Source organism: Glutamicibacter arilaitensis Re117 (genome assembly GCF_000197735.1).
GTDB lineage: Bacteria > Actinomycetota > Actinomycetes > Actinomycetales > Micrococcaceae > Glutamicibacter > Glutamicibacter arilaitensis.
In genome coordinates this window covers 3807217-3825625 of sequence record NC_014550.1, presented here as the reverse complement: position 1 = coordinate 3825625, position 18409 = coordinate 3807217, and the positions used below count along the sequence as shown (strand labels likewise).

The following is an 18409-nucleotide window of genomic DNA, read 5'->3' as shown; positions in this document are numbered from 1 at the left end:
ACAATGGAAGCAGCATTAGCGCAGCTTGTCGGCTGGATCTTTTTGGCAGCGCTCTGGTGGGTTTTTGTCCGGCAATACCGCAAGGACCCGCGACGCTTGATCCTGGCGGTGCTGCTATTGCCGTTGGTGCTGTTTTCCATTTCGGCGATTGTTGATCTGCTAACTGCGGTGCTTCCCGGATTCGGGTTCCTGTTCTCCATTCTCTTAGTTCTTACCCCGCTGATGGTCGTGGTGTTCGGCGCGGCCCTGGTCTACAACGGGATCTTGATGTGCCGGCGTGAAGGAGCTAAACCCGCAAATCTGTTGTCCCTGGGCGCCGGGCTCGCGGTCTTTGCCTTGCCGGTCATCGCCGTACTGCTGATCCGCATCGAATCCTGGTGGACCTATGCGCTGGCATTCTTCTTGTTCATGGCCTCGCTCTTTACCGCGAGCCTATTTGCGATGCTGCTGCTGTATGCGTGGGTGCACGGCAGATTCCCGTCGAAAGCTGACAGCGCAGCTGTGGTGGTCCTAGGCGCTCGAACCATCAAAGGCAAGGTCACCCCGTTGCTGCGCGGTCGCTTGGATAAGGGCATTGAGCTGCAGCAGCTTCAGCACTCGCCTCGTCCCTTCATGGTTCCCACTGGGGGACAAGGCCATGATGAGGTGGAGCCAGAAGGCGTGAGCATGGCTAAGTACCTGCAAGAGCAAGGGATCGACGAGGCGCAGATCCTGATCGAAGACCGGGCCAAGGACACTATGGAGAACCTGAGGTTCTCCAACGCCCTGATCCGCGAACAGCGCCCGGATGGCCAGCTGTGGCTGGTCACCAGCGACTATCACGCGCTGCGGGTAGCGATGGCTTCCCGCCAGCTGGGCCTGGACGCCCGTGCTTTCGGCGGGAAGACCGCTGCGTACTACCGGCCCAGTGCTTTCCTGCGAGAATGCGTAGCGATCGTGCGGGATCAAAAGAAACTGATGATCTTGCTGGCCTTGCCCTTCGCCTTGGCCATCGCAGGGATGATGTTTGTGCTGCCCGCAGTATTGATCTAACGCGCTTGGACGCCGGGGCCCATGCACCATCTGGTGCATGGGCCCCGGCGTCTTTTGCCTGCTATCACTCTTTTGGTTGAGCAATAAATCAGCACTGGGGGCGGTGAGCTGGGAACCGGAATTCTCTAGGCTGGAAACATGATCCAGGCACAGCAGTTGACGAAGAAATACGGTGGAAAGACCGTGGTCGATAATGCATCGTTCGCAGTCCAAGAAGGAATGGTGACCGGATTCCTGGGCCCGAATGGCGCCGGTAAATCCACCACCATGCGCATGATCGTAGGGCTGGCCAAACCTACCAGTGGCGAGGTTCTGGTCAACGGAAGCGATTTCAGGAAATCGCGCCACCCGCTGACCCAGGTTGGCACCTTGCTGGAAGCCAAATCGGTCCATAAGTCACTGACTCCGCTGGCGCATTTGCGGGCAATGGCTGCAACTGCAGGACTGCCGGCAGCCAGGGTGGATGAAGTACTCGAGCTCACCGGCCTGAGTAGCGTGCGGCGTAAGAAAGTCGGAGGTTTCTCGCTGGGCATGGGACAGCGCTTGGGCATCGCGACAGCCCTGTTAGGAGATCCGCAGGTGCTGATCCTCGATGAGCCGGTCAACGGCCTGGATCCTGAAGGCGTGGCATGGGTCCGCCACCTGGCCCGCCAGCAGGCAGCTGCAGGTAAAACCGTGTTCATTTCTTCGCACTTGATGAGCGAAATGGCTCAGACCGCTGATCACCTGATCGTGATTGGCCGCGGCCGGATCATGGCCGACGCACCAATCAGCGAATTCATCGATAACGGTCTGGACCAAACGATTGTGCGAGCAGCAGACATCGAAGTTCTGATGAATGTGCTCAGCGCCGACGGTGTTCAGCTGCGGCGGATTGATGAGCACGCCCTGGAAGTTACCGGTCCCGATTCTGCGGCCATTGGCCGTCGTGCCTTGGAGCACGGGGTGGCACTGAGCGAATTACGTCCGCTGCAGCGCACCTTGGAAGACGCTTATATGGAGCTGACCCGTGATGCCGTTGAATACCACTCGACTATCGTTGCCGAACCAAGCGGCGGGAAGTAAGGACATGACTACCCATCTCGCAACCGCACCTGCCGGCAAAGTCACCCTCTGGGGCGTGCTGCGCAGTGAAGCCATCCGTTTCTTCGCACTGAACTCCACGCGTATCTTGATCGCTGTCGCCTTCGTGGTCTACCTGGGCATCGCAGCCATTGCGACCTGGGGAGTCGGGTCGTTGAATAACAGCGACATGGCCGGCATGGGGGAAGTGCAGGGGATGGAGATGATGACAGACCCCAACATGGCCGCCCAGCTGATCGGCTCAGGGCTGGTCTTCAGCCAGCTGATCCTCGGCGTGCTCGGCGTGCTGCTTTTCAGCGGTGAATTCACCACTGGCTCTGCAGTGAGCACCTTCTTGGCCAGCCCGCAGCGCTTCCGCGTGCTGGCGGCCAAGACGATCCTGATTACGCTGCTGACCGGTATCGTCCAGATTGCCGCCACCCTGGCCGCCTTCGCGCTTTGCAAGCCGATTTCCGATGCATACAACTTAGGTCTGGAATTCGGCAGCGAGTCCTTCCAGAAGGTGCTCTGGTTCGGGGCACTGGCCGTGATCATGGCGGCATTGATCGGATTGGCGCTCGGGGTGTTGCTGCGCAATTCTGCCGGCGGAATCACCAGCCTGGCAGGTTTGTTCTTCGTACTGCCGATCATCGTTGCCCTGCTGACTGCTTTCACCGACTGGGCACAGTACGTTGCCAAGTTCATGCCAGATCAGCTGGGTATCGGCTTGGCCACTCCAGCCAGCGTTTCCACGGATCTGGAGCAATGGCAGCAGCTGTTGGGCGTGGCAGGCTGGATAGTGCTTCCCCTGGCACTGGGAGCTGTCTTGCTGGCCAAGCGGGACATCAAATAGCTCGCCGAGTGCACGAGAAACCTAGACTGGGAATATGAGTCAACCGACGCTGCAGGAAACCGTGGTTTCCTTCGATGAACTGGCCGCCAAACGAATGGGCCGGGTACGGCGCTATTTGCGTACCCACCCCCGCTTGGTGGTCATCGGCGCGGTGGTCATCTACCTGCTGCTGACCTTGCCCGGTGTTTTGGTGTTCGCCGCAATGCCAGATGCCAACGCCACCGGACTGCTGGTAGTCACTCTCGCCATCAGCGCTGCCCTGTTGTACCGGCGCAGGGCTCCGATGACGGTGATTATCCTGGTCTTCATTTTTGAATGCCTGGCTTTGGTGATCGCCGGTTCGCAAGGCGGCCTTGGCGGGGTGGGGATGGTCATCGCCCTGTATACGGTTGCCACCAGCTACTCGGCCAAACGCACCATCCCATTGGCAATCCTGGCCGGTAGTTTCCAAACCGTCTTGATGGTTCTCATGGGCTTCCCCGATATGGAGGGCATGGAATTCGATCCGCAAGCTGGAATTGACGAAATGATCTTCACCCGCGTCATCATTGCCGTTTCGGGAAGCTTCGTCATCGGGTTCTACATTGCCGCAGCGGCCGTAGGCATGAACGTGCGCAATTCGCGCATCCACGAAGCTGAACTCAATCACTGGGCGTCGCAGGTATCCAGACTCGCCCAGGTGCAAGAACGCAACCGCATTGCCCGCGAAATGCACGATGTAGTGGCCCACTCGCTCTCGGTGATGATCGCCTTGTCCGAGGGCGCGCGGGTGGTGGCTAAGCGTGATCAGACCCGGGCAGATGAAGTGCTCAACGAACTGTCCGGAACTGGCCGTGCCGCCTTGGCCGATATGCGCCGCATGCTTGGGGTGCTGCGGCAAGAAGAATCCGGAGACCTGGCCCCGCAGCCAACTGGCGGCAACGTGGAGCAGTTGCTTGAAGGGTTCCGCACCGCAGGCCTTCCGGTTTCCTTCACGCATACCGGCGACCCGTTGCCAGAAGACACCACCTTCCAACTGACTGTCTTCCGTATTATTCAAGAGTCCCTGACGAATTCCCTGCGCTATGCCCGTAACGTAAGTGATGTGCAGGTCCGTCTGGAACGGCGCCGGGATGAACTTCGCATGGAAATTATGGATAACGGCGATGCGACCAGAGTTCCGAGTATCGGCAGTGGGCGGGGACTGCGTGGCATGCGCGAACGAGCCGCACTCTTTGACGGAACCGTTGACGCCGGGCCGCTGGCCAGCGGCGGGTGGATCGTCAAAGCGGTTCTGAAACTTCCCGAATGCAGCTTGCAGAACGAAACTAAGAAGGCAGTGAACGAATGAGCGTGGACGATAAAATCAAGGTCCTGCTGGTCGATGACCAGCCCCTCTTACGCATGGGATTCCGCCTCATCCTCGAAGGCGAAGACGATATTGTCATCGCCGGTGAAGCAGCTGACGGTCTCGACGCCCTGGCGCAGACCGCCGCACTGAAGCCAGACGTGGTGCTAATGGACGTGCGCATGCCCAAGATGGACGGTCTTGAAGCGACCGAACGCATCGCCAAAGAGCATCCGGAAACCAAGATCATCATCCTGACCACCTTTGACCTGGACGAGTACGCATTCTCCGGCCTCCAAGCCGGAGCCAGCGCGTTCCTGCTCAAAGATGTGGCCCCGGAGGAACTGGTCCACGCGGTGCGCTTGGTCGCTTCCGGTGATGCGGTCGTGGCGCCGCGCGTAACCGCGCGACTGCTGGAAACCTACGTGCGCAACGCCGGACATGGTGTTCCGGGCCAAGCTGCCGAACCCAAGCGAGACCCGTTGCTCGATGATCTGACCCCACGAGAACAAGAAGTGCTGCGTGCGCTCGCCGAGGGCTTGTCCAATGCCGAGATTGCGCACCGTTTCTTCCTTTCTGAAGCGACGGTGAAAACCCATGTACGGAGGATCCTGACCAAATTGCATCTGCGCGATCGAGTGCAAGCGGTGGTGTACGCCTACGAGACCGGACTGGTGATCCCGTCCCAAGGCTTGGACTACTAGGAACCATAAACGCAAAAATGGCCACCGCAGGAAACCTGGAGGTTTCCTGCGGTGGCCATGAATTCTTTTAGCGCTTGTTGGCCTTGCGCCGTTTCTTGGCAGTAGCGCGCAGCTGGATTACGCGGGCCACTCCGGCGATCGCAACCACCAGGGCACCGCCAACGGCGGCAAAGAATAACGCCAGTCCAAGGTTGACCTGTCCCTGATAAGCGAAGTAGTTCAGCGTCACCTGATCCTGGTTCTGGGCGATGAAGACAATCAGCAAGATCAGGACGACCAGGCCGAAGATCGTAGCGGTCCAGATGCGCCCCAGCTTTGTGGCTGGAAGCTTGTTTGTGCCGGCAGGTTCGGACTGCTGGACCTTGGAATCCATCGGCAAGGTAGTCTCCAGCTCGCCTGCGGGTGAGTTTGCTGGAATCTCGTTTTGTTCTGGTATTCGATCGGCTGTAGCCATGATGAACTCGCTTTCCTCGTCTCCGGGACTGCTTTCAGCATCCTCGAGAGCTAGGCCCCAAGTCAAGCTAAAGATATGGGTATATCTCAGGTTGCCAGAGAGCTCCGAGGTTCAGCAGGACACCGGAAAATGTGCTTTGGGCTACTAAGCTGGAGGGCAACTCGACTTTTCAGGCGGGAACCGAAACCTGGAAAACCGTCTGACAAATATCTCTTGACAGAAAGAAGTGAGTAACCAGCTATGGCACAAGCCGCAGCAATGGCCCACATTGCAGACCTGGCCGAATACGTCGCAACCTCTCCATCGAGCTACCACGCTGCAGCTTCGGCCGCGAAACGCCTGGATGCCGTTGGATTCAACGCTTTGGACGAAAAGCAGGCCTGGAACTTGGGTCCCGGCTCTTACTACGTCATCCGCGACGGAGCGATCATTGCCTGGGTGCAGCCAGAAGCAGCTACCGCGACCAGCGGCTTCCATATCCTTGGTGCCCACACCGATTCCCCCGGTTTCAAGCTCAAGCCAAAGCCAACCATCGGTTCCAACGGCTGGTGGCAAGCAGGCGTTGAAGTTTACGGCGGACCTCTGCTCAATTCCTGGTTGGACCGCGAACTGGTGCTCGCCGGCCGTTTGGTTCTCAAGGACGGTTCCGAACATCTAGCCCAGACCGAACCGATCCTGCGCATCCCGCAGTTGGCTATTCACCTTGACCGCCAAGTCAACGAAGGGTTGGCCCTGGACAAACAGACCCACACCAACCCAGTCTTCGGCGCAGGCGATTTGGCGGATGCTGACATTCTGGCGATCCTAGCGAAATCTGCAGGGGTCGACCCGTCGCAGGTAGCTGGCTACGACATCCTGACCGCTCCTGCCCAGCGTGGCGAAGTCTTCGGCGAAGGCAAGAACTTCTTCGCCAGCTCGCGATTGGACAACCTTTCTTCGGTGCACGCTGGCCTGATCGCATTGGCTGATCATTCCCGCAAGCCAGCAGGCAATCACATTGCGATGCTGGCGGCTTTTGATCATGAAGAACTAGGTTCATCGTCGCGATCGGGTGCCTGCGGACCGTTCTTGGAAGAGCTGATCAACCGCATCCAGGCATCCCTGGGCGGCAATGTTGAAGACAATGCCCGTGCGCTGTCGAACTCGGTGTGCTTGTCTGCAGATGCCGGCCATGCCGTGCACCCGAACTACCCCGAGCGCCACGACCCAGCCAACCGTCCGCAGTTGAACGCAGGCCCGTTGCTGAAGATCAACGCCAACCAGCGCTATGCCACCGACGCTGTCGGTGCCGCCGCATTCGCCAACTGGTGCGAGGCTGCCGGTGTTCCGTACCAGGAATTCGTTTCCAACAACCGCGTGCCTTGCGGCTCAACCATCGGTCCGCTGACCGCGACCCGAATCGGCATTCGCACCCTGGACGTGGGCGTAGCGCTGCTGTCCATGCACTCCGCTCGCGAGATGTGCGGCGTGGATGATCCTTGGTACCTGTCCAAGGTTTCGCGCGAATTCTTCGGAGCCTAGTTAGGCCAACGCGAAGAGCCAGCCGCTAGGCTGGCTCTTCGCTTTCCCCAGGCGTCGGCTCCGGATACGCCCAAACGGTGGCATAATCGGCACCATGACGATCTTCAACCAGGACATGTTGATTTTCCAGCAGACGAAGAATTTCTCCAAGAACGACTTCGCGATCCGTGATCAGACCGGACAGCAGATTGCCCATGTGGATACCGGCGGAAGTACGTTGGGTCGCATGTTTGCCGGAGCCAGAGAGCTTACGGTCTTTGACGGACCAGGCAATCCGGTCATCATTGTCAAAGATACGATGACCGTCGGCCGCGATCGTTTTGAGATCCTCGATGGCAACGCGGGCCCATTAGCCAGCTTGGTCAAGAAAATCACCTTCTTCAAGACCCGGGTCGCCATCTCGATGCTGGGGGAAGAGCTCGAATTATTGGGAAGCATCTGGGACTTCGACTTCCAGATCACTGGCCCCGGCGGAGTCCTGGGAACCGTGACCCGGGAGTGGTCCGGGATGGGCAACGCCTTGCTCGGCAAATCAACCTACGCCCTGCGATTGGCGGAAAATCTCACCATACAGCAACGCCAAGCGGTGATCGGCTCGGTGCTGGCACTGGACTTGATCCGTGAGAAGCAGCAGCGGAACTCGTAACACCCTGGAATAGTCGTCGCTGGGAATACTTCTCCACAGCAGGTCAAGCGGTCTTTCGGCTGTCTGACGTGCTGTTGTCGGGTAACTGTCGCTTGGATGTCGTGGTGTTTTCGGTGTGCTATTGGCTAGCGTGAGGAGCATGAATGAATCACGGATTGCAGAACTTCGTCGTGTTAAGGGCTGGACGCAAGAGCGACTGGCCACGGAAAGCGGCATTACGGTCAGGACGGTCCAACGTCTTGAAGCAGGCAACGACGCGAGCCTGGAAACTATCTCGCTGGTCGCCAAAGCCTTGGATGTGCAGGTTGGTGATCTTTTCAAAAGCGTTCAAACTCCAAAATTCTCCGAGGCCGTAGATGGACTCGAAGCCAGAACCCAAGCGGACCAGGAACGCCGGGATTCAGTAATCAAGGGGATCCTGCTAGTGTTCCGCGGGCTGGGCATCCTGGTCACCTTCGGCACAGTCATCCTGGCAACCACCGGCAACTTTGGCTGGTACATCTGGCTGCTGATCCCGGCATACTGGGGCGTCGGGAACCTGTTGCTCGAAGCAGTTTTCCGGTTGAGTCTCGATTCCAAACTTGATGCCAAATATCCACTGTCCACGCCAAATAGGAAACTACTGGGTTAGAGCCCAAGTCGCGAAGCCCTAGCCGCGGGACCACTCATGGGGTTCCCACGGGTCGTTAGACCGCCAGTTGCTCATTTATAACCTGCTGTTTACCCCGTGCTGGTCTGATCAATGACTATGAGTTCGAATTCCCCGCAGGTCAAGAATTTCCGTCCGGAGATCCAGGCCCTCCGTGCCCTGGCGGTGCTGCTGGTCGTTGCCTATCACCTCGAACCGTCGGTAGTTCCCGGCGGCTACATCGGCGTCGATATCTTCTTCGTCATTTCCGGTTTCCTGATTACCTCGCACCTGCTGCGTGAAGCCGAACGCACCGGTCGGGTCAAGCTCGCGGCCTTTTTTGCCGGGAGAGCGCGAAGAATCCTTCCTGCTGCCATGCTGGTGATCCTGGTGGTTGTCGCGGCAAGCTTCTTGATCCTGCCCAAAACGCAATGGGAAACTCTGGGTACCCAAGCGATTGCTTCGGCATTCTCGGTGCAGAACTGGGTGCTCGCCGCGGACTCGGTCGATTACCTGGCTGCAGATCAAGTTCCTGGGCCGTTGCAGCACTTCTGGTCGCTGGGTGTTGAGGAGCAGTTCTATCTGTTTTGGCCGTTGCTGGTTCTAGCAGTGTGCTTGATGGCCAAGCCGAATGCTGATCCTCGTGGCGATGGGTTCGCCTCTCGGCGCCGCATGCTCTGGATGATCTTCGCCGGCATCGCAGTGGTTTCGCTGTGTTACTCGGCGTATGCCGGCTACTCCGGAAATGCCGCCGGATACTTCATTACCACCACCCGTGTTTGGGAATTGGCGGTCGGCGGACTTCTCGCCTTGGTGGTTCAGGCGCACGCCAATGGCTCCTTGGCGCTGCCAGCGTGGGCGATGAGCTGGCAGCTGAGGAATCTGGCGGTGCTTGCAGCGTTAGCGGCGATCTGCTTCGCGGCGTTCAGCTACAACGCCCAAACCGTCTTCCCCGGCATTGCTGCGGCCATTCCGGTTCTTGGCTGCGCCGTGGTGATTGCTGCAGGCAACACTCGCGGGCCCGGATCCTTGCATCCATTGGTGAATTGGGCTCCGGTTCAGTGGGTTGGCCTGGCCTCGTATTCGCTGTACCTGTGGCATTGGCCGTTGATCGTGTTCTTCATTGAGCTTGCTGGCGGCGAGCCTTCGCCGTGGCAGTCAGTAGCGTTGCTGGCTGGGTCGCTGCTGCTGGCCTGGGCCAGCCTGAAGTGGGTTGAAGCTCCCTTGCGCAGTTTCCGCCCGCTGGCCAGTTCCCCTGCCCGGTCCTTGGTTGCCGGGGCGGTGATGGTCGGGCTCGCGGCTTCGCTCGCGACGCTGCCAGGCACCATGCAAAAACGGCTTGTTGACCAGGAGCGGCAAGAGCTGGCCACGATGATGCAAAGCCCTCCCGATGGTTTTGGTGCTGCGTCCGTTGCCCAGGGTGCCCCCGCTTTTGTAGCAGGCCATCAGCAGGTCGTCCCGTTGCCTGCCACGGCAGCTGAGGACCAGCCGGATCTGGGTGACTGCGTCCAGGAACCAAAGTCCATGCAGATCAAGGAATGCGAATTCGGCAGCAAGGACGCCACCTATACCGTGGCGCTGGTGGGAGATTCACATGCGGCGCATTGGTTCGAAGCCGTGCATGGATACGCCCAAAGCAAGGGCTGGAAAGTAGTGACTTATCTGAAAAATTCCTGTCCATTCTCAGCGGCTCAGCGCAAAGCGGATCAAGATGGCAGCATCAACTGCGAAGAAGCAATCGGCCAGAGCCTCCAGGCCTTGAAGACGCGCGATGACATCAACGCGGTGATCACAGCGAACTGGGGTGGAGCCACCTTCACCACTGACGCAGCGAAGGGCCAAGCCGCGATCTGGTCCGAACTCGAAGACGCCGGCCTTCCGGTCTATGCCATTGTGGACACCCCGCGGCCTCCACAGGACTCCTATGCACGTGATTGCGTGGAAGAAAACGCGCAAGACCCGGAGAAATGCGCGTTCCCGGAAAAGGGTGCTTACGAAAAGGGCGATGCCACCGAGCGTGCTGCCGAACTGGAACCGCGCGTCGAGGTACTCGACTTCAGCGACCACTTCTGCATGGAGGGAACCTGCCCTGCCGTGGTGGGAAACGTCCTGGTCTACCGCGACAAGCACCACATCAGCGACACCTATATGGGCACCTTGGCGCCGGTCTTCGGCCAAAGGATCGAAAAGGCGCTCGCTGCCAACTAGCCCGGCATGATTTAGGACACCTAGGCTTATGCAACTTGGGGTCTCTCGGGTAGGATTGGAAGGTCTGTGCTACTGCACGCCCGAAACTTGGGTGCCGCGGAGCATGGATAACGCAAGAACCTCCTGTTGCGGAAATACCGCGACCGTTTAGCCCAAAGGAGGTGGGTTCACATGCGTGCTTATGAACTTATGGTCCTCATCGATCCAGAGGTCGATGACCGCACCGTAGAGCCAACTCTCGAGAAGTACCTCGAAGTTGTTCGCTCAAATGGTGGAACGATCGACAAGGTTGATATCTGGGGACGTCGCAAGATGTCTTACGAGATCCAGAAGAAGGCAGAAGCCACTTACGTAGTGGTGAACTACACCGCAGAACCAGCTGCTTCGGCTGAACTTGAGCGTCAGCTGAAGATCAACGAACTGATCCTGCGCCACAAGGTCACCCGTCCGGAAGAGGCACGCGTTTAATTACGCGCAACCTTCCGTCGTAGGAATTAACGTTCAATCTTTCTAAGGAGAGTCAATGGCAGGCGAGACTGTTATTACCGTTATCGGCAACCTGACCGCCGATCCGGAGCTGCGTTTCACGCCATCCGGTTCAGCCGTAGCGAACTTTACGATCGCTTCGACTCCTCGCACCTTTGATCGCCAGTCCAATGAGTGGAAGGACGGGGAAGCCCTGTTCTTGCGCGCATCGGTTTGGCGTGAGGCTGCAGAGAACGTTGCTGAAACGCTGACCAAGGGCATGCGTGTCATTGCCCAGGGTCGGTTGCGTTCACGTTCTTACGACACCAAGGAAGGCGAACGTCGCACCGTCATGGAGCTTGAAGTCGATGAAATCGGCCCATCGCTCCGTTTCGCGTCCGCCAAGGTCACCCGTACCCAGCGCTCCGGCGGTGGCAACGGTGGCTTCGGCAATGGTGGTGGAGGCTTCTCCAACGCACCACAGCAAAGTGCTCCAGCTCAGGCGCCGCGTCAGCAGCAGCCTCAGCAGGGTGGCGGATGGAATGCTCCAGCCGCAGACCCATGGAGCACCGGCGGAAACAACGGTGGCGGCTGGGGCAACCCAGGCGCAGACGAACCACCTTTCTAAACAATATTTATTCACCATCCCGCAGATCATTCTGCGGGCTCCAAAACTAAGGAGCTCCACGATGGCTAAGGCTGAAATCCGTAAGCCCAAACCAAAGTCCAACCCATTGAAGGCCGCTGACATCACTGTCATCGACTACAAGGACACCGCACTGCTGCGCAAGTTCATCTCCGACCGCGGTAAGATCCGCGCTCGTCGCGTGACCGGCGTTTCCGTTCAGGAACAGCGCAAGATCGCACAGGCAATCAAGAACGCACGTGAAGTAGCCCTGCTGCCTTACTCCGGCGCTGGCCGCGGCTAAGGAAGAGGGGATATAACAACATGGCAAAGATCATTTTGACTCACGAAGTATCCGGTCTCGGTGCTGCTGGCGATATTGTCGAGGTAAAGAACGGCTACGCCCGTAACTACCTGCTGCCACGCGGCTTCGCAATCGTCTGGACCCAGGGCGGTGAGAAGCAGGTGGAGTCGATCAAGGCTGCACGTGCTGCTCGCGCCGTTGCAAACCTTGAGGATGCTCAGGCACTTGCAGCTAAGCTGAAGTCCCAGCCGGTGAAGATCACCATGAAGGCTGGCTCGAACGGTCGCCTGTTCGGCACCGTCAAGACCACCGAAATTGCTGCTGCCGTAGAGGCTGCCGGTCTGGGTAAGATCGACAAGCGCAACATCGAGGTCAACGACCAGATCAAGTCGACTGGCAACTACACCGCAACCGTTCGCGTTCACGCTGACGTTGTTGCAAACCTGCGTCTGCAGGTTGTAGCTGCTGCAAAGAAGTAAGTCTTCTAGACACAGCTTCTGACCAAGAGGTGGCGTGCACTCCGCAAGGAGAGCACGCCACCTCTTGGCGATTAACCGGATTTCTTTGGGCCGCCGGATCAACGAGCGCGCAGACTCCAAGGCGATTCCGTCTGGCCCTTCATGGCGTAACCGGGACTTGGCCCATAATTCACCAGATCGTCTTGCATCCAATGCGTCATAATCATTGGCTTGTCCACTTTGCAGCAATAGCCTCAGAGAAGAGAATGTGCTCAGCCAGAACGATCGAGAGAAACGGTGGAACAAATGGGTTTTGCGTATGCCGATCCGGAAGTATTGACGCAGCAGCAACGCGAGGCCGTTGCCGAGCATCGACGCCATGTGCAGCATGAGTCGCGCAGGCTCTCGCTGCGCGCACTGCGCGAAGAAGCAGAGCTGAGCCAGGTGCAAGTTGCAAGCGTCATGAAGCTGAGCGTGGACCGCATCGCCCGCATGGAGACCGGGGACCTTGACCGCGTCCAGCTGTCCACCCTGCGTCGCTATGCAGAATCGCTGGGCGCGCGCTTGCAGGTCAAGGCGATCCGCGACGATTCTCATGCGGAACTAGGCTAACGGCGCTGCGGCAGTTATTTGAAGGCTAAATCCTACGTCAATAGCATTCCTGACCGACCGGTCAACGCAAATAGAACCCACCTCATCGAGAAATGCGCCACCTATCGCGCAGATGTGCACAGTGAGGTCTGACTCACGCCAATGACCGGCTAAAGTGTTCCGGTGAGATGCAGGTTACAGACCCGTGTCACAAGGAAGTCTAGAAGGGGTTATTTTGCACGAGCGTATTCACCACCGGGCCTTTACCGATCGTTTGATGAGTGCCGAGCAGGCAGCAGAATTCATCAAGCCGGGCATGACCGTCGCAATGAGCGGCTTCACCGGTGCCGGATACCCGAAGTCCGTTCCCGGGGCATTGGCCGCCCAGATGGAACGCCAGCATGCAGCAGGCAAGGACTTCAAGATCAACGTGCTCACCGGTGCATCCACCGCCCCTGAGCTGGACGGCGTGCTGGCCAAGGCCGAAGGCATGAACCTGCGCCTGCCGTACATGTCCGACCCCGAGCTGCGCCGCCGGATCAATGACGGCAACATGGAATACATGGACATCCACCTGTCCCATGTGGCCCAGCACGCCTGGTTCGGCTTCTACGGCAAGATCGACGTGGCCATCGTAGAAGTTGTCGGCGTGACCGCCGAGGGCGACCTGATCCCGTCCAGCTCGGTAGGCAACAACAAGACCTGGCTGGAGATGGCCGACAAGATCATCATCGAGGTCAACTCCCAGCAGTCCGCCGCCATGGAAGGCATGCACGATATCTACTACGGCACCGCGCTTCCTCCGCACCGCAAACCGATCGACCTGACTACCGTGCGCGACCGCATCGGCCAGCAGTACATGGACGTCGACGTGAACAAGATCGTCGCCGTCGTGGAAACCGACGCACCTGACCGACTGAGCCCCTTCGCGCCAGTGGACGAGACCAGCGAGAAGATCGCGGACCACCTGCTGACCTTCCTGGATTCCGAGATCCGCGCCGGACGCCTGTCCGAGAAGCTGCTGCCGCTGCAGTCGGGCGTGGGCAATATCGCCAACGCCGTGCTGGCCGGTCTGTCCCGCGGCGGCTACAAGGGCCTGACCGCCTACACCGAGGTCATCCAGGATGGCATGCTGGAGCTGATCAAGGACGGTACCATCGAGTTCGCCTCCGCTACCAGCTTCTCGCTGTCCTCGGAGGGCATCGAGGAATTCAACCGGAACGTCGACCACTACCGCAAGCGCATCCTGCTGCGTGCCCAGGAGATCTCCAACCACCCGGAGATCATCCGCCGTTTGGGCTGCATTGCCCTGAACGGCATGATCGAAGCCGACATCTACGGCAACGTGAACTCCACCAACGTGCTCGGCTCGCACGTGATGAACGGCATCGGCGGTTCGGGCGACTTCGCCCGCAACGGCTACCTGTCGGTGTTCATGTCCCCATCCACCGCCAAGGGCGGGAAGATCTCGGGCATCGTTCCGATGGCCTCCCACGTGGACCACACAGAGCACGACACCATGATCCTGATTACCGAACAGGGCCTGGCCGACCTGCGCGGGCACTCGCCCAAGCAGCGTGCGCAGATTGTCATCGACAACTGCGCCCACCCGGAGTACCGCCCGATGCTGCAGGACTACTTCGACCGCGCCTGCAAGGAGAGCTACGGAAAGCACACCCCGCACCTGCTGGGCGAGGCGCTGTCCTGGCATGAGCGTTTCCGCCAGACCGGAGACATGCGCCCAGCAAACTAGGCTGGCAAGGATTCATTTGCGGAGGGCCGGCATCATGGTGCCGGCCCTCCGCCATTTCCGTGGGATCGCAGCCGCAGGGACGGCTTGGCGGAGCTTATCCAGTGGGTGACTGCGGTGCGAGCTTGATGCCCAGGATCTGGTCATCCTGCGGGGTGGGGTTGCCGCGGCCGTCGGTATTGCTGGTCAAGACCAGCAGGTCCCCATTCTCGGACAGCAAGGCATCGCGAAGCCTCCCATGCTCGCCCACCAGCAATTCTGATTGGCTATCGGGTGAATCCAGACTGACGCTGCGCAGGAGCGCTCCGCGCAGGTTTGCGAGGTACAAGGTATCGTCGACAATCGCGATGCCGCTGGGGCTCGCCTCGGACGGCGCCCACTGCGCGATCGGATCAGTGTACTGATCCGTCGTGCCGGCGGATCCCTCGACCAGAGGCCAGCCGTAATTGCCTCCGGCCTCGATCATGTTCAGCTCATCCCAGGTGTTCTGCCCGAACTCGCTGGCATACATGGTCCCGTCCGAGCTCCACGCCATGCCCTGCACATTGCGGTGCCCGTAGCTGTAGACATAGGAACCTGCGAACGGGTTATCGTCCGGGATGCTGCCTTCCGGTGCCATGCGCAGTATCTTGCCGCCCAATTGCTGGAGGTCCTGTGCCTGCTCGGGATCCGCCGCGTCCCCGACGGAGGCATAGAGCATGCCATCGGGGCCGATAGCCAGCCGCCCGCCATTGTGGATGCTCGCCGACGGCAAGGTGTCGAGCAGCGTGCGCGGGGATGAGAGCGAAAGGCTTCCAGCGCTGCCCTGCACGGTGAACTGCTGGATGCGGTTGCCTGATTCCGTAGTGGAGTAGGCATACAACTGATCGGGGGCGAGGAAGGCCAAGCCGAGCAACCCGCACTCGCCCTGGGCTGCCACCCCATCGACCCGAGCTACTTCGCGATGCTGCCCGGAATCCAGGATTTCCAGGATCCGTCCCGAATCCCGCTCGCTGACCAGCAAGCTGCCTTGGGCATAGACCATTGACCAGGGCGCCTCCAGTCCCGTGGCCAGGGGAGCTGGCGAGCTGCCCGGCTGGTCGCTGGCCGTCGGTGCAGTACACCCATTGAGCATGAGCATGCCGGCGACTACCCAAGGAACGAGTTTGCGCCGCATGGTGCTGCTAGCTGTGTGCCGGTTGATGGCGTGACGGGCGGTAGGTCAATTCCTGTATCCGGCCATCCAGCAACTTGGAATTGACAAGTTCCAAGTCATAGTCGTCCACCCCGCCAAGTACTGGAGCGGAGCCGCTGTGGCCGGTCAGCACCGGGAAGATGGTCACCTGGATGAAGTCCACCAAGCCTGCAGCGAGCAGGGAATGGTTCATGGCCAAACTTCCGTGGGAGCGCAGGGGCACATCCGAGGTTTCCTTCAGCCGCGCGACGACCTCCAGCGCATCAGCGCGCTCCAGTGTGGGATTGGGCCACTTCAGCGGCTCTTCCAAGGTGGTGGAGATGACGGTGGCAGGCTTGTCGTGCAAGGCCACGCCCCACGCGTCTTCAACCTCGGGATTCGCTTCGATTTCTTCCCAGAAGAGGCTGAACAGGCGGAAAGTGTTGGCCCCGAACACCATGCGGCATGGCTGCGTATATTGTTCGAGCCGATGGGCCAGCAGCTCCGGTCCTTGCTTTCCCCAATAGCCGCCCCAATCGCTTCCGGCACTGCCGAAGCCATCAAGGCTGCTGAATACATCGAAGGTATAGGTCGCACTCACGGCGAACCTCCTGAAGTTCGGGCGGTAGATGCCACCTACCGTACGCCCGTGCTCGCAGCGAGAAAAGCAGTTACTCGGGATTCTCAGGGAACCGCTATGGACCCTGGACCAATGTGACCACGACGGAGAGCAGTTGCACAGCCAGCAAGCCGAATGCCAAGGAGATCAGGGCCCAACCATAGCTCTTCTTTAGCGCAGCGATGATGCCGCCCAATAATCCAAAGGCAGTGGGCAGGAGGAACATCCAGAATGGCTTTGCTGCCCCCGTATTTTCCCAGTCAATAAGGGCCAGGGCAGAAGCAAGCGCCAATCCCATCATTACCCAAGTCCATAGCGGACATTTGCCGACGAGTTTGCCTGCGGAGACATTCATTTGCGCAACTTCTTCCTATGTTGTTCGGACTACTTCAGTGGATTGCAGAAACAGCATGTGAACCAAAAGCTCACGGAACTGGCCATGGTGCGTTCTGTTCCTCTGTGAGTCAGTTAGAGCAGCTGCGAAGCCGCGCCGCAATGCAACGCTCTTCAAGAACACTGAAATACGGTCTGACTAGAACTAAAGAATGAACCTAATTTTTCCACTGTTCAAGCTGGTCTTGCTCAGATTTTCCCGGAGCGCGCACAAGCGAACGTTCCGCAATCACAGTTGAGAGCGAGAGAGTTAATGCAGCAAACATGACAGGAACATACTTTGTGAAGCTGGTCTTAGGGGCATCCGAGAGTAGCCAAGACGTTAGGAAGAACATCGCCGAGGCAAGGAGGACTGATGCTAATAACGCCAAAGCTCGTTTCTTCTTGTCGACTCCGTGCCACATGGGCAAAGTATCGCCAGGGTCGTTGTTAGAAAGACCGAGGTATTTCAGCATTCTTCTCCCGTGCAGCTCGTGTAGCGGTTGTAGATCTTGGTGCTGCGCGCACCTCATACTTCACCAAGCGGAAACTGAACATCTTGATGATTTCTTATATTCATACTAGCAAAAGGGTATTTTCAAAAGAATCATACTTAAGTATGGTGCTCGGTGAGCCTCAGTACTAGAAAGCCGGTGACGTTGCACGGGGCATTAAAACCAACGGTCGGTACGCTGACGAACGAAGTGACTGAATTGGTGCCTGCTCACTAGCCCGTCCAAGGTCGGGGTTCCTTTGGTCCGCATCTTATATGCGTTCTGCATGAAGCCCTTGAGCAGGGCATGCTCGCAAGAGCATGCCAAGCATCCTCGCGAACCGTAGTTCCCATTGTTCGAATGACGAAATGGATCCAAGGCGACTGCAGTTTGAACGATCCCATGTCATGGACCGCACCTAATTAACCCAAACGGGCATGCGTCCGTCGCCGTTTCTATTCGCAAACCCAAGGCATTCTTGTCGTGTACCCAGGTGTCGAAGCCACGCCTTCGTCGATACGTTGTTGGGTGTTTGGGTTTCGTGAGGCACCGTTGCTGCTACTTAGGGGCTGACGGGTAAACCTAACGTGTGATTGAACGTTCGAAAGCTACGGCAAGAGAAACTAGGTGCAGAGGCAGGCTTCTACGTCGTTCCTTAAACCTTGTGGTGTCGGAACTGGTGCCTTGAACGCCGCGTAGTCGAATCCCATCTGCAGGGATGCCTTAGCCCTTGGGCAGATCCACATTCTGGGTACGCAGTTGGCCACGGGAGAGCTGCTTGCCGGTGGCTTCATCGGTGATGATGACCTCCCAGAGCTGCTGGGTGCGCCCTTGGAACAGCGCGGTGGCGACCACCTGGACCCGCGCCCCGGTGGATGGGCGCAGGAAATCGGTTGCGTTATGCACTCCGACGGCGAATTGCCCGCGTTCGGCCACCGCATAGCTGGCGCCAACCGACCCTGCGCTCTCGATCATCGAGGCGTACACGCCGCCATGGACCACGCCCCACGGGGTGTGGTGGTTCTCGTCCAACGTCGCGTGGGCACGTACTTCAGTGGCAGTGATTTCATCGAATTCCAATCCGATGCTTGCGCTGAATCGGCTGGTCTTGTCGGGAATCCGTGGTGCTGGCTTATCCAATTA

21 protein-coding genes are annotated in these 18409 nt (G+C 58.8%); 15 read left to right on the top strand and 6 right to left on the bottom strand.

Going from position 1 to position 18409, the window contains the following annotated elements:
• Positions 1–3: 3 nt before the first annotated feature.
• From AARI_RS18170 to AARI_RS18150, 5 genes are all read left to right on the top strand, one after another.
• The gene (locus AARI_RS18170) at positions 4–1032 is read left to right on the top strand and encodes a YdcF family protein (protein WP_013350695.1); all 1029 of its coding nucleotides are present in this window, start codon (positions 4–6) and stop codon (positions 1030–1032) included.
• Between the two features lie 138 nt (positions 1033–1170).
• Positions 1171–2097 carry an ABC transporter ATP-binding protein gene (locus AARI_RS18165; RefSeq protein ID WP_013350694.1) on the top strand — a complete coding sequence of 309 codons (927 nt, stop codon included), beginning with the start codon at positions 1171–1173 and terminating at the stop codon, positions 2095–2097.
• A gap of 4 nt (positions 2098–2101) precedes the next feature.
• Positions 2102–2947 (top strand): drug ABC transporter inner membrane subunit, encoded by an 846-nt coding sequence (locus tag AARI_RS18160; protein WP_013350693.1) that lies wholly within the window; start codon positions 2102–2104, stop codon positions 2945–2947.
• Positions 2948–2981: 34 nt separating this feature from the next.
• Positions 2982–4277: a sensor histidine kinase gene (locus AARI_RS18155; protein WP_013350692.1), complete on the top strand. Its 1296-nt coding sequence runs from the start codon at positions 2982–2984 to the stop codon at positions 4275–4277.
• Positions 4274–4978, top strand: coding sequence for a response regulator (locus AARI_RS18150; protein WP_013350691.1), 705 nt, complete (start codon positions 4274–4276; stop codon positions 4976–4978). Before AARI_RS18155 ends, AARI_RS18150 begins: the two co-directional genes overlap by 4 nt.
• A gap of 67 nt (positions 4979–5045) precedes the next feature.
• Here the strand turns inward: AARI_RS18150 and AARI_RS18145 are convergent, their stop codons facing one another.
• Positions 5046–5432 carry a LapA family protein gene (locus AARI_RS18145; RefSeq protein ID WP_013350690.1) on the bottom strand — a complete coding sequence of 129 codons (387 nt, stop codon included), beginning with the start codon at positions 5430–5432 and terminating at the stop codon, positions 5046–5048.
• Between the two features lie 258 nt (positions 5433–5690).
• On the opposite strand from AARI_RS18145, the gene AARI_RS18140 reads away from it, so the two are divergent.
• The 10 genes from AARI_RS18140 to AARI_RS18095 all read left to right on the top strand — a co-directional run bounded on the left by AARI_RS18140 (position 5691) and on the right by AARI_RS18095 (position 14631).
• On the top strand, positions 5691–6953 hold the full coding sequence (locus tag AARI_RS18140) for a M18 family aminopeptidase (RefSeq protein ID WP_231849414.1): 1263 nt from the start codon (positions 5691–5693) through the stop codon (positions 6951–6953).
• 94 nt (positions 6954–7047) lie between these two features.
• Positions 7048–7599 carry an LURP-one-related/scramblase family protein gene (locus AARI_RS18135; protein WP_013350688.1) on the top strand — a complete coding sequence of 184 codons (552 nt, stop codon included), beginning with the start codon at positions 7048–7050 and terminating at the stop codon, positions 7597–7599.
• Between the two features lie 139 nt (positions 7600–7738).
• Entirely contained in the window at positions 7739–8230 is a 492-nt protein-coding gene (locus tag AARI_RS18130; protein WP_013350687.1) for a helix-turn-helix domain-containing protein, read from the top strand.
• A gap of 111 nt (positions 8231–8341) precedes the next feature.
• Complete coding sequence (locus AARI_RS18125; protein ID WP_231849413.1) at positions 8342–10435, top strand: acyltransferase family protein; 2094 nt, start codon at positions 8342–8344, stop codon at positions 10433–10435.
• Positions 10436–10606: 171 nt separating this feature from the next.
• Positions 10607–10903: a 30S ribosomal protein S6 gene (rpsF, locus tag AARI_RS18120; protein WP_013350685.1), complete on the top strand. Its 297-nt coding sequence runs from the start codon at positions 10607–10609 to the stop codon at positions 10901–10903.
• 55 nt (positions 10904–10958) lie between these two features.
• Positions 10959–11528 carry a single-stranded DNA-binding protein gene (locus AARI_RS18115; RefSeq protein ID WP_013350684.1) on the top strand — a complete coding sequence of 190 codons (570 nt, stop codon included), beginning with the start codon at positions 10959–10961 and terminating at the stop codon, positions 11526–11528.
• Positions 11529–11589: 61 nt separating this feature from the next.
• Positions 11590–11829, top strand: a complete 240-nt coding sequence (gene rpsR / locus AARI_RS18110) for a 30S ribosomal protein S18 (RefSeq protein ID WP_013350683.1) — start codon at positions 11590–11592, stop codon at positions 11827–11829.
• A gap of 20 nt (positions 11830–11849) precedes the next feature.
• The gene (rplI, locus tag AARI_RS18105) at positions 11850–12308 is read left to right on the top strand and encodes a 50S ribosomal protein L9 (protein ID WP_013350682.1); all 459 of its coding nucleotides are present in this window, start codon (positions 11850–11852) and stop codon (positions 12306–12308) included.
• A 285-nt stretch (positions 12309–12593) separates the two neighbouring features.
• Positions 12594–12899, top strand: a complete 306-nt coding sequence (locus AARI_RS18100) for a helix-turn-helix domain-containing protein (protein WP_013350681.1) — start codon at positions 12594–12596, stop codon at positions 12897–12899.
• A 214-nt stretch (positions 12900–13113) separates the two neighbouring features.
• Entirely contained in the window at positions 13114–14631 is a 1518-nt protein-coding gene (locus AARI_RS18095) for an acetyl-CoA hydrolase/transferase family protein (RefSeq protein ID WP_013350680.1), read from the top strand.
• A 94-nt stretch (positions 14632–14725) separates the two neighbouring features.
• Here AARI_RS18095 and AARI_RS18090 read toward each other — a convergent pair whose 3' ends face one another.
• The 5 genes from AARI_RS18090 to AARI_RS18070 all read right to left on the bottom strand — a co-directional run bounded on the left by AARI_RS18090 (position 14726) and on the right by AARI_RS18070 (position 18406).
• A complete protein-coding gene (locus AARI_RS18090; RefSeq protein ID WP_013350679.1) occupies positions 14726–15784 on the bottom strand; it encodes a PQQ-dependent sugar dehydrogenase in 1059 nt (352 codons plus the stop codon).
• A 7-nt stretch (positions 15785–15791) separates the two neighbouring features.
• Positions 15792–16382: a dihydrofolate reductase family protein gene (locus tag AARI_RS18085; RefSeq protein ID WP_013350678.1), complete on the bottom strand. Its 591-nt coding sequence runs from the start codon at positions 16380–16382 to the stop codon at positions 15792–15794.
• Between the two features lie 94 nt (positions 16383–16476).
• The gene (locus tag AARI_RS18080; RefSeq protein ID WP_013350677.1) at positions 16477–16755 is read right to left on the bottom strand and encodes a hypothetical protein; all 279 of its coding nucleotides are present in this window, start codon (positions 16753–16755) and stop codon (positions 16477–16479) included.
• 196 nt (positions 16756–16951) lie between these two features.
• Positions 16952–17248, bottom strand: a complete 297-nt coding sequence (locus tag AARI_RS18075; RefSeq protein WP_013350676.1) for a hypothetical protein — start codon at positions 17246–17248, stop codon at positions 16952–16954.
• A 741-nt stretch (positions 17249–17989) separates the two neighbouring features.
• On the bottom strand, positions 17990–18406 hold the full coding sequence (locus AARI_RS18070; RefSeq protein WP_013350675.1) for a PaaI family thioesterase: 417 nt from the start codon (positions 18404–18406) through the stop codon (positions 17990–17992).
• Between the last annotated feature and the right edge of the window lie 3 nt (positions 18407–18409).

Coding starts and splice junctions, on each gene's coding strand:
- AARI_RS18080 (WP_013350677.1), bottom strand. CDS start 16,755: ATGAATGTCTCCGCAGGCAAACTCGTCGGCAAATGTCCGCTATGGACT.
- AARI_RS18155 (WP_013350692.1), top strand. CDS start 2,982: ATGAGTCAACCGACGCTGCAGGAAACCGTGGTTTCCTTCGATGAACTG.
- AARI_RS18075 (WP_013350676.1), bottom strand. CDS start 17,248: ATGCTGAAATACCTCGGTCTTTCTAACAACGACCCTGGCGATACTTTG.
- AARI_RS18115 (WP_013350684.1), top strand. CDS start 10,959: ATGGCAGGCGAGACTGTTATTACCGTTATCGGCAACCTGACCGCCGAT.
- rpsR (WP_013350683.1), top strand. CDS start 11,590: ATGGCTAAGGCTGAAATCCGTAAGCCCAAACCAAAGTCCAACCCATTG.
- AARI_RS18135 (WP_013350688.1), top strand. CDS start 7,048: ATGACGATCTTCAACCAGGACATGTTGATTTTCCAGCAGACGAAGAAT.
- AARI_RS18170 (WP_013350695.1), top strand. CDS start 4: ATGGAAGCAGCATTAGCGCAGCTTGTCGGCTGGATCTTTTTGGCAGCG.
- AARI_RS18100 (WP_013350681.1), top strand. CDS start 12,594: ATGGGTTTTGCGTATGCCGATCCGGAAGTATTGACGCAGCAGCAACGC.
- AARI_RS18150 (WP_013350691.1), top strand. CDS start 4,274: ATGAGCGTGGACGATAAAATCAAGGTCCTGCTGGTCGATGACCAGCCC.
- rpsF (WP_013350685.1), top strand. CDS start 10,607: ATGCGTGCTTATGAACTTATGGTCCTCATCGATCCAGAGGTCGATGAC.
- AARI_RS18130 (WP_013350687.1), top strand. CDS start 7,739: ATGAATGAATCACGGATTGCAGAACTTCGTCGTGTTAAGGGCTGGACG.
- AARI_RS18160 (WP_013350693.1), top strand. CDS start 2,102: ATGACTACCCATCTCGCAACCGCACCTGCCGGCAAAGTCACCCTCTGG.
- AARI_RS18140 (WP_231849414.1), top strand. CDS start 5,691: ATGGCCCACATTGCAGACCTGGCCGAATACGTCGCAACCTCTCCATCG.
- AARI_RS18165 (WP_013350694.1), top strand. CDS start 1,171: ATGATCCAGGCACAGCAGTTGACGAAGAAATACGGTGGAAAGACCGTG.
- AARI_RS18125 (WP_231849413.1), top strand. CDS start 8,342: ATGACTATGAGTTCGAATTCCCCGCAGGTCAAGAATTTCCGTCCGGAG.
- rplI (WP_013350682.1), top strand. CDS start 11,850: ATGGCAAAGATCATTTTGACTCACGAAGTATCCGGTCTCGGTGCTGCT.
- AARI_RS18090 (WP_013350679.1), bottom strand. CDS start 15,784: ATGCGGCGCAAACTCGTTCCTTGGGTAGTCGCCGGCATGCTCATGCTC.
- AARI_RS18145 (WP_013350690.1), bottom strand. CDS start 5,432: ATGGCTACAGCCGATCGAATACCAGAACAAAACGAGATTCCAGCAAAC.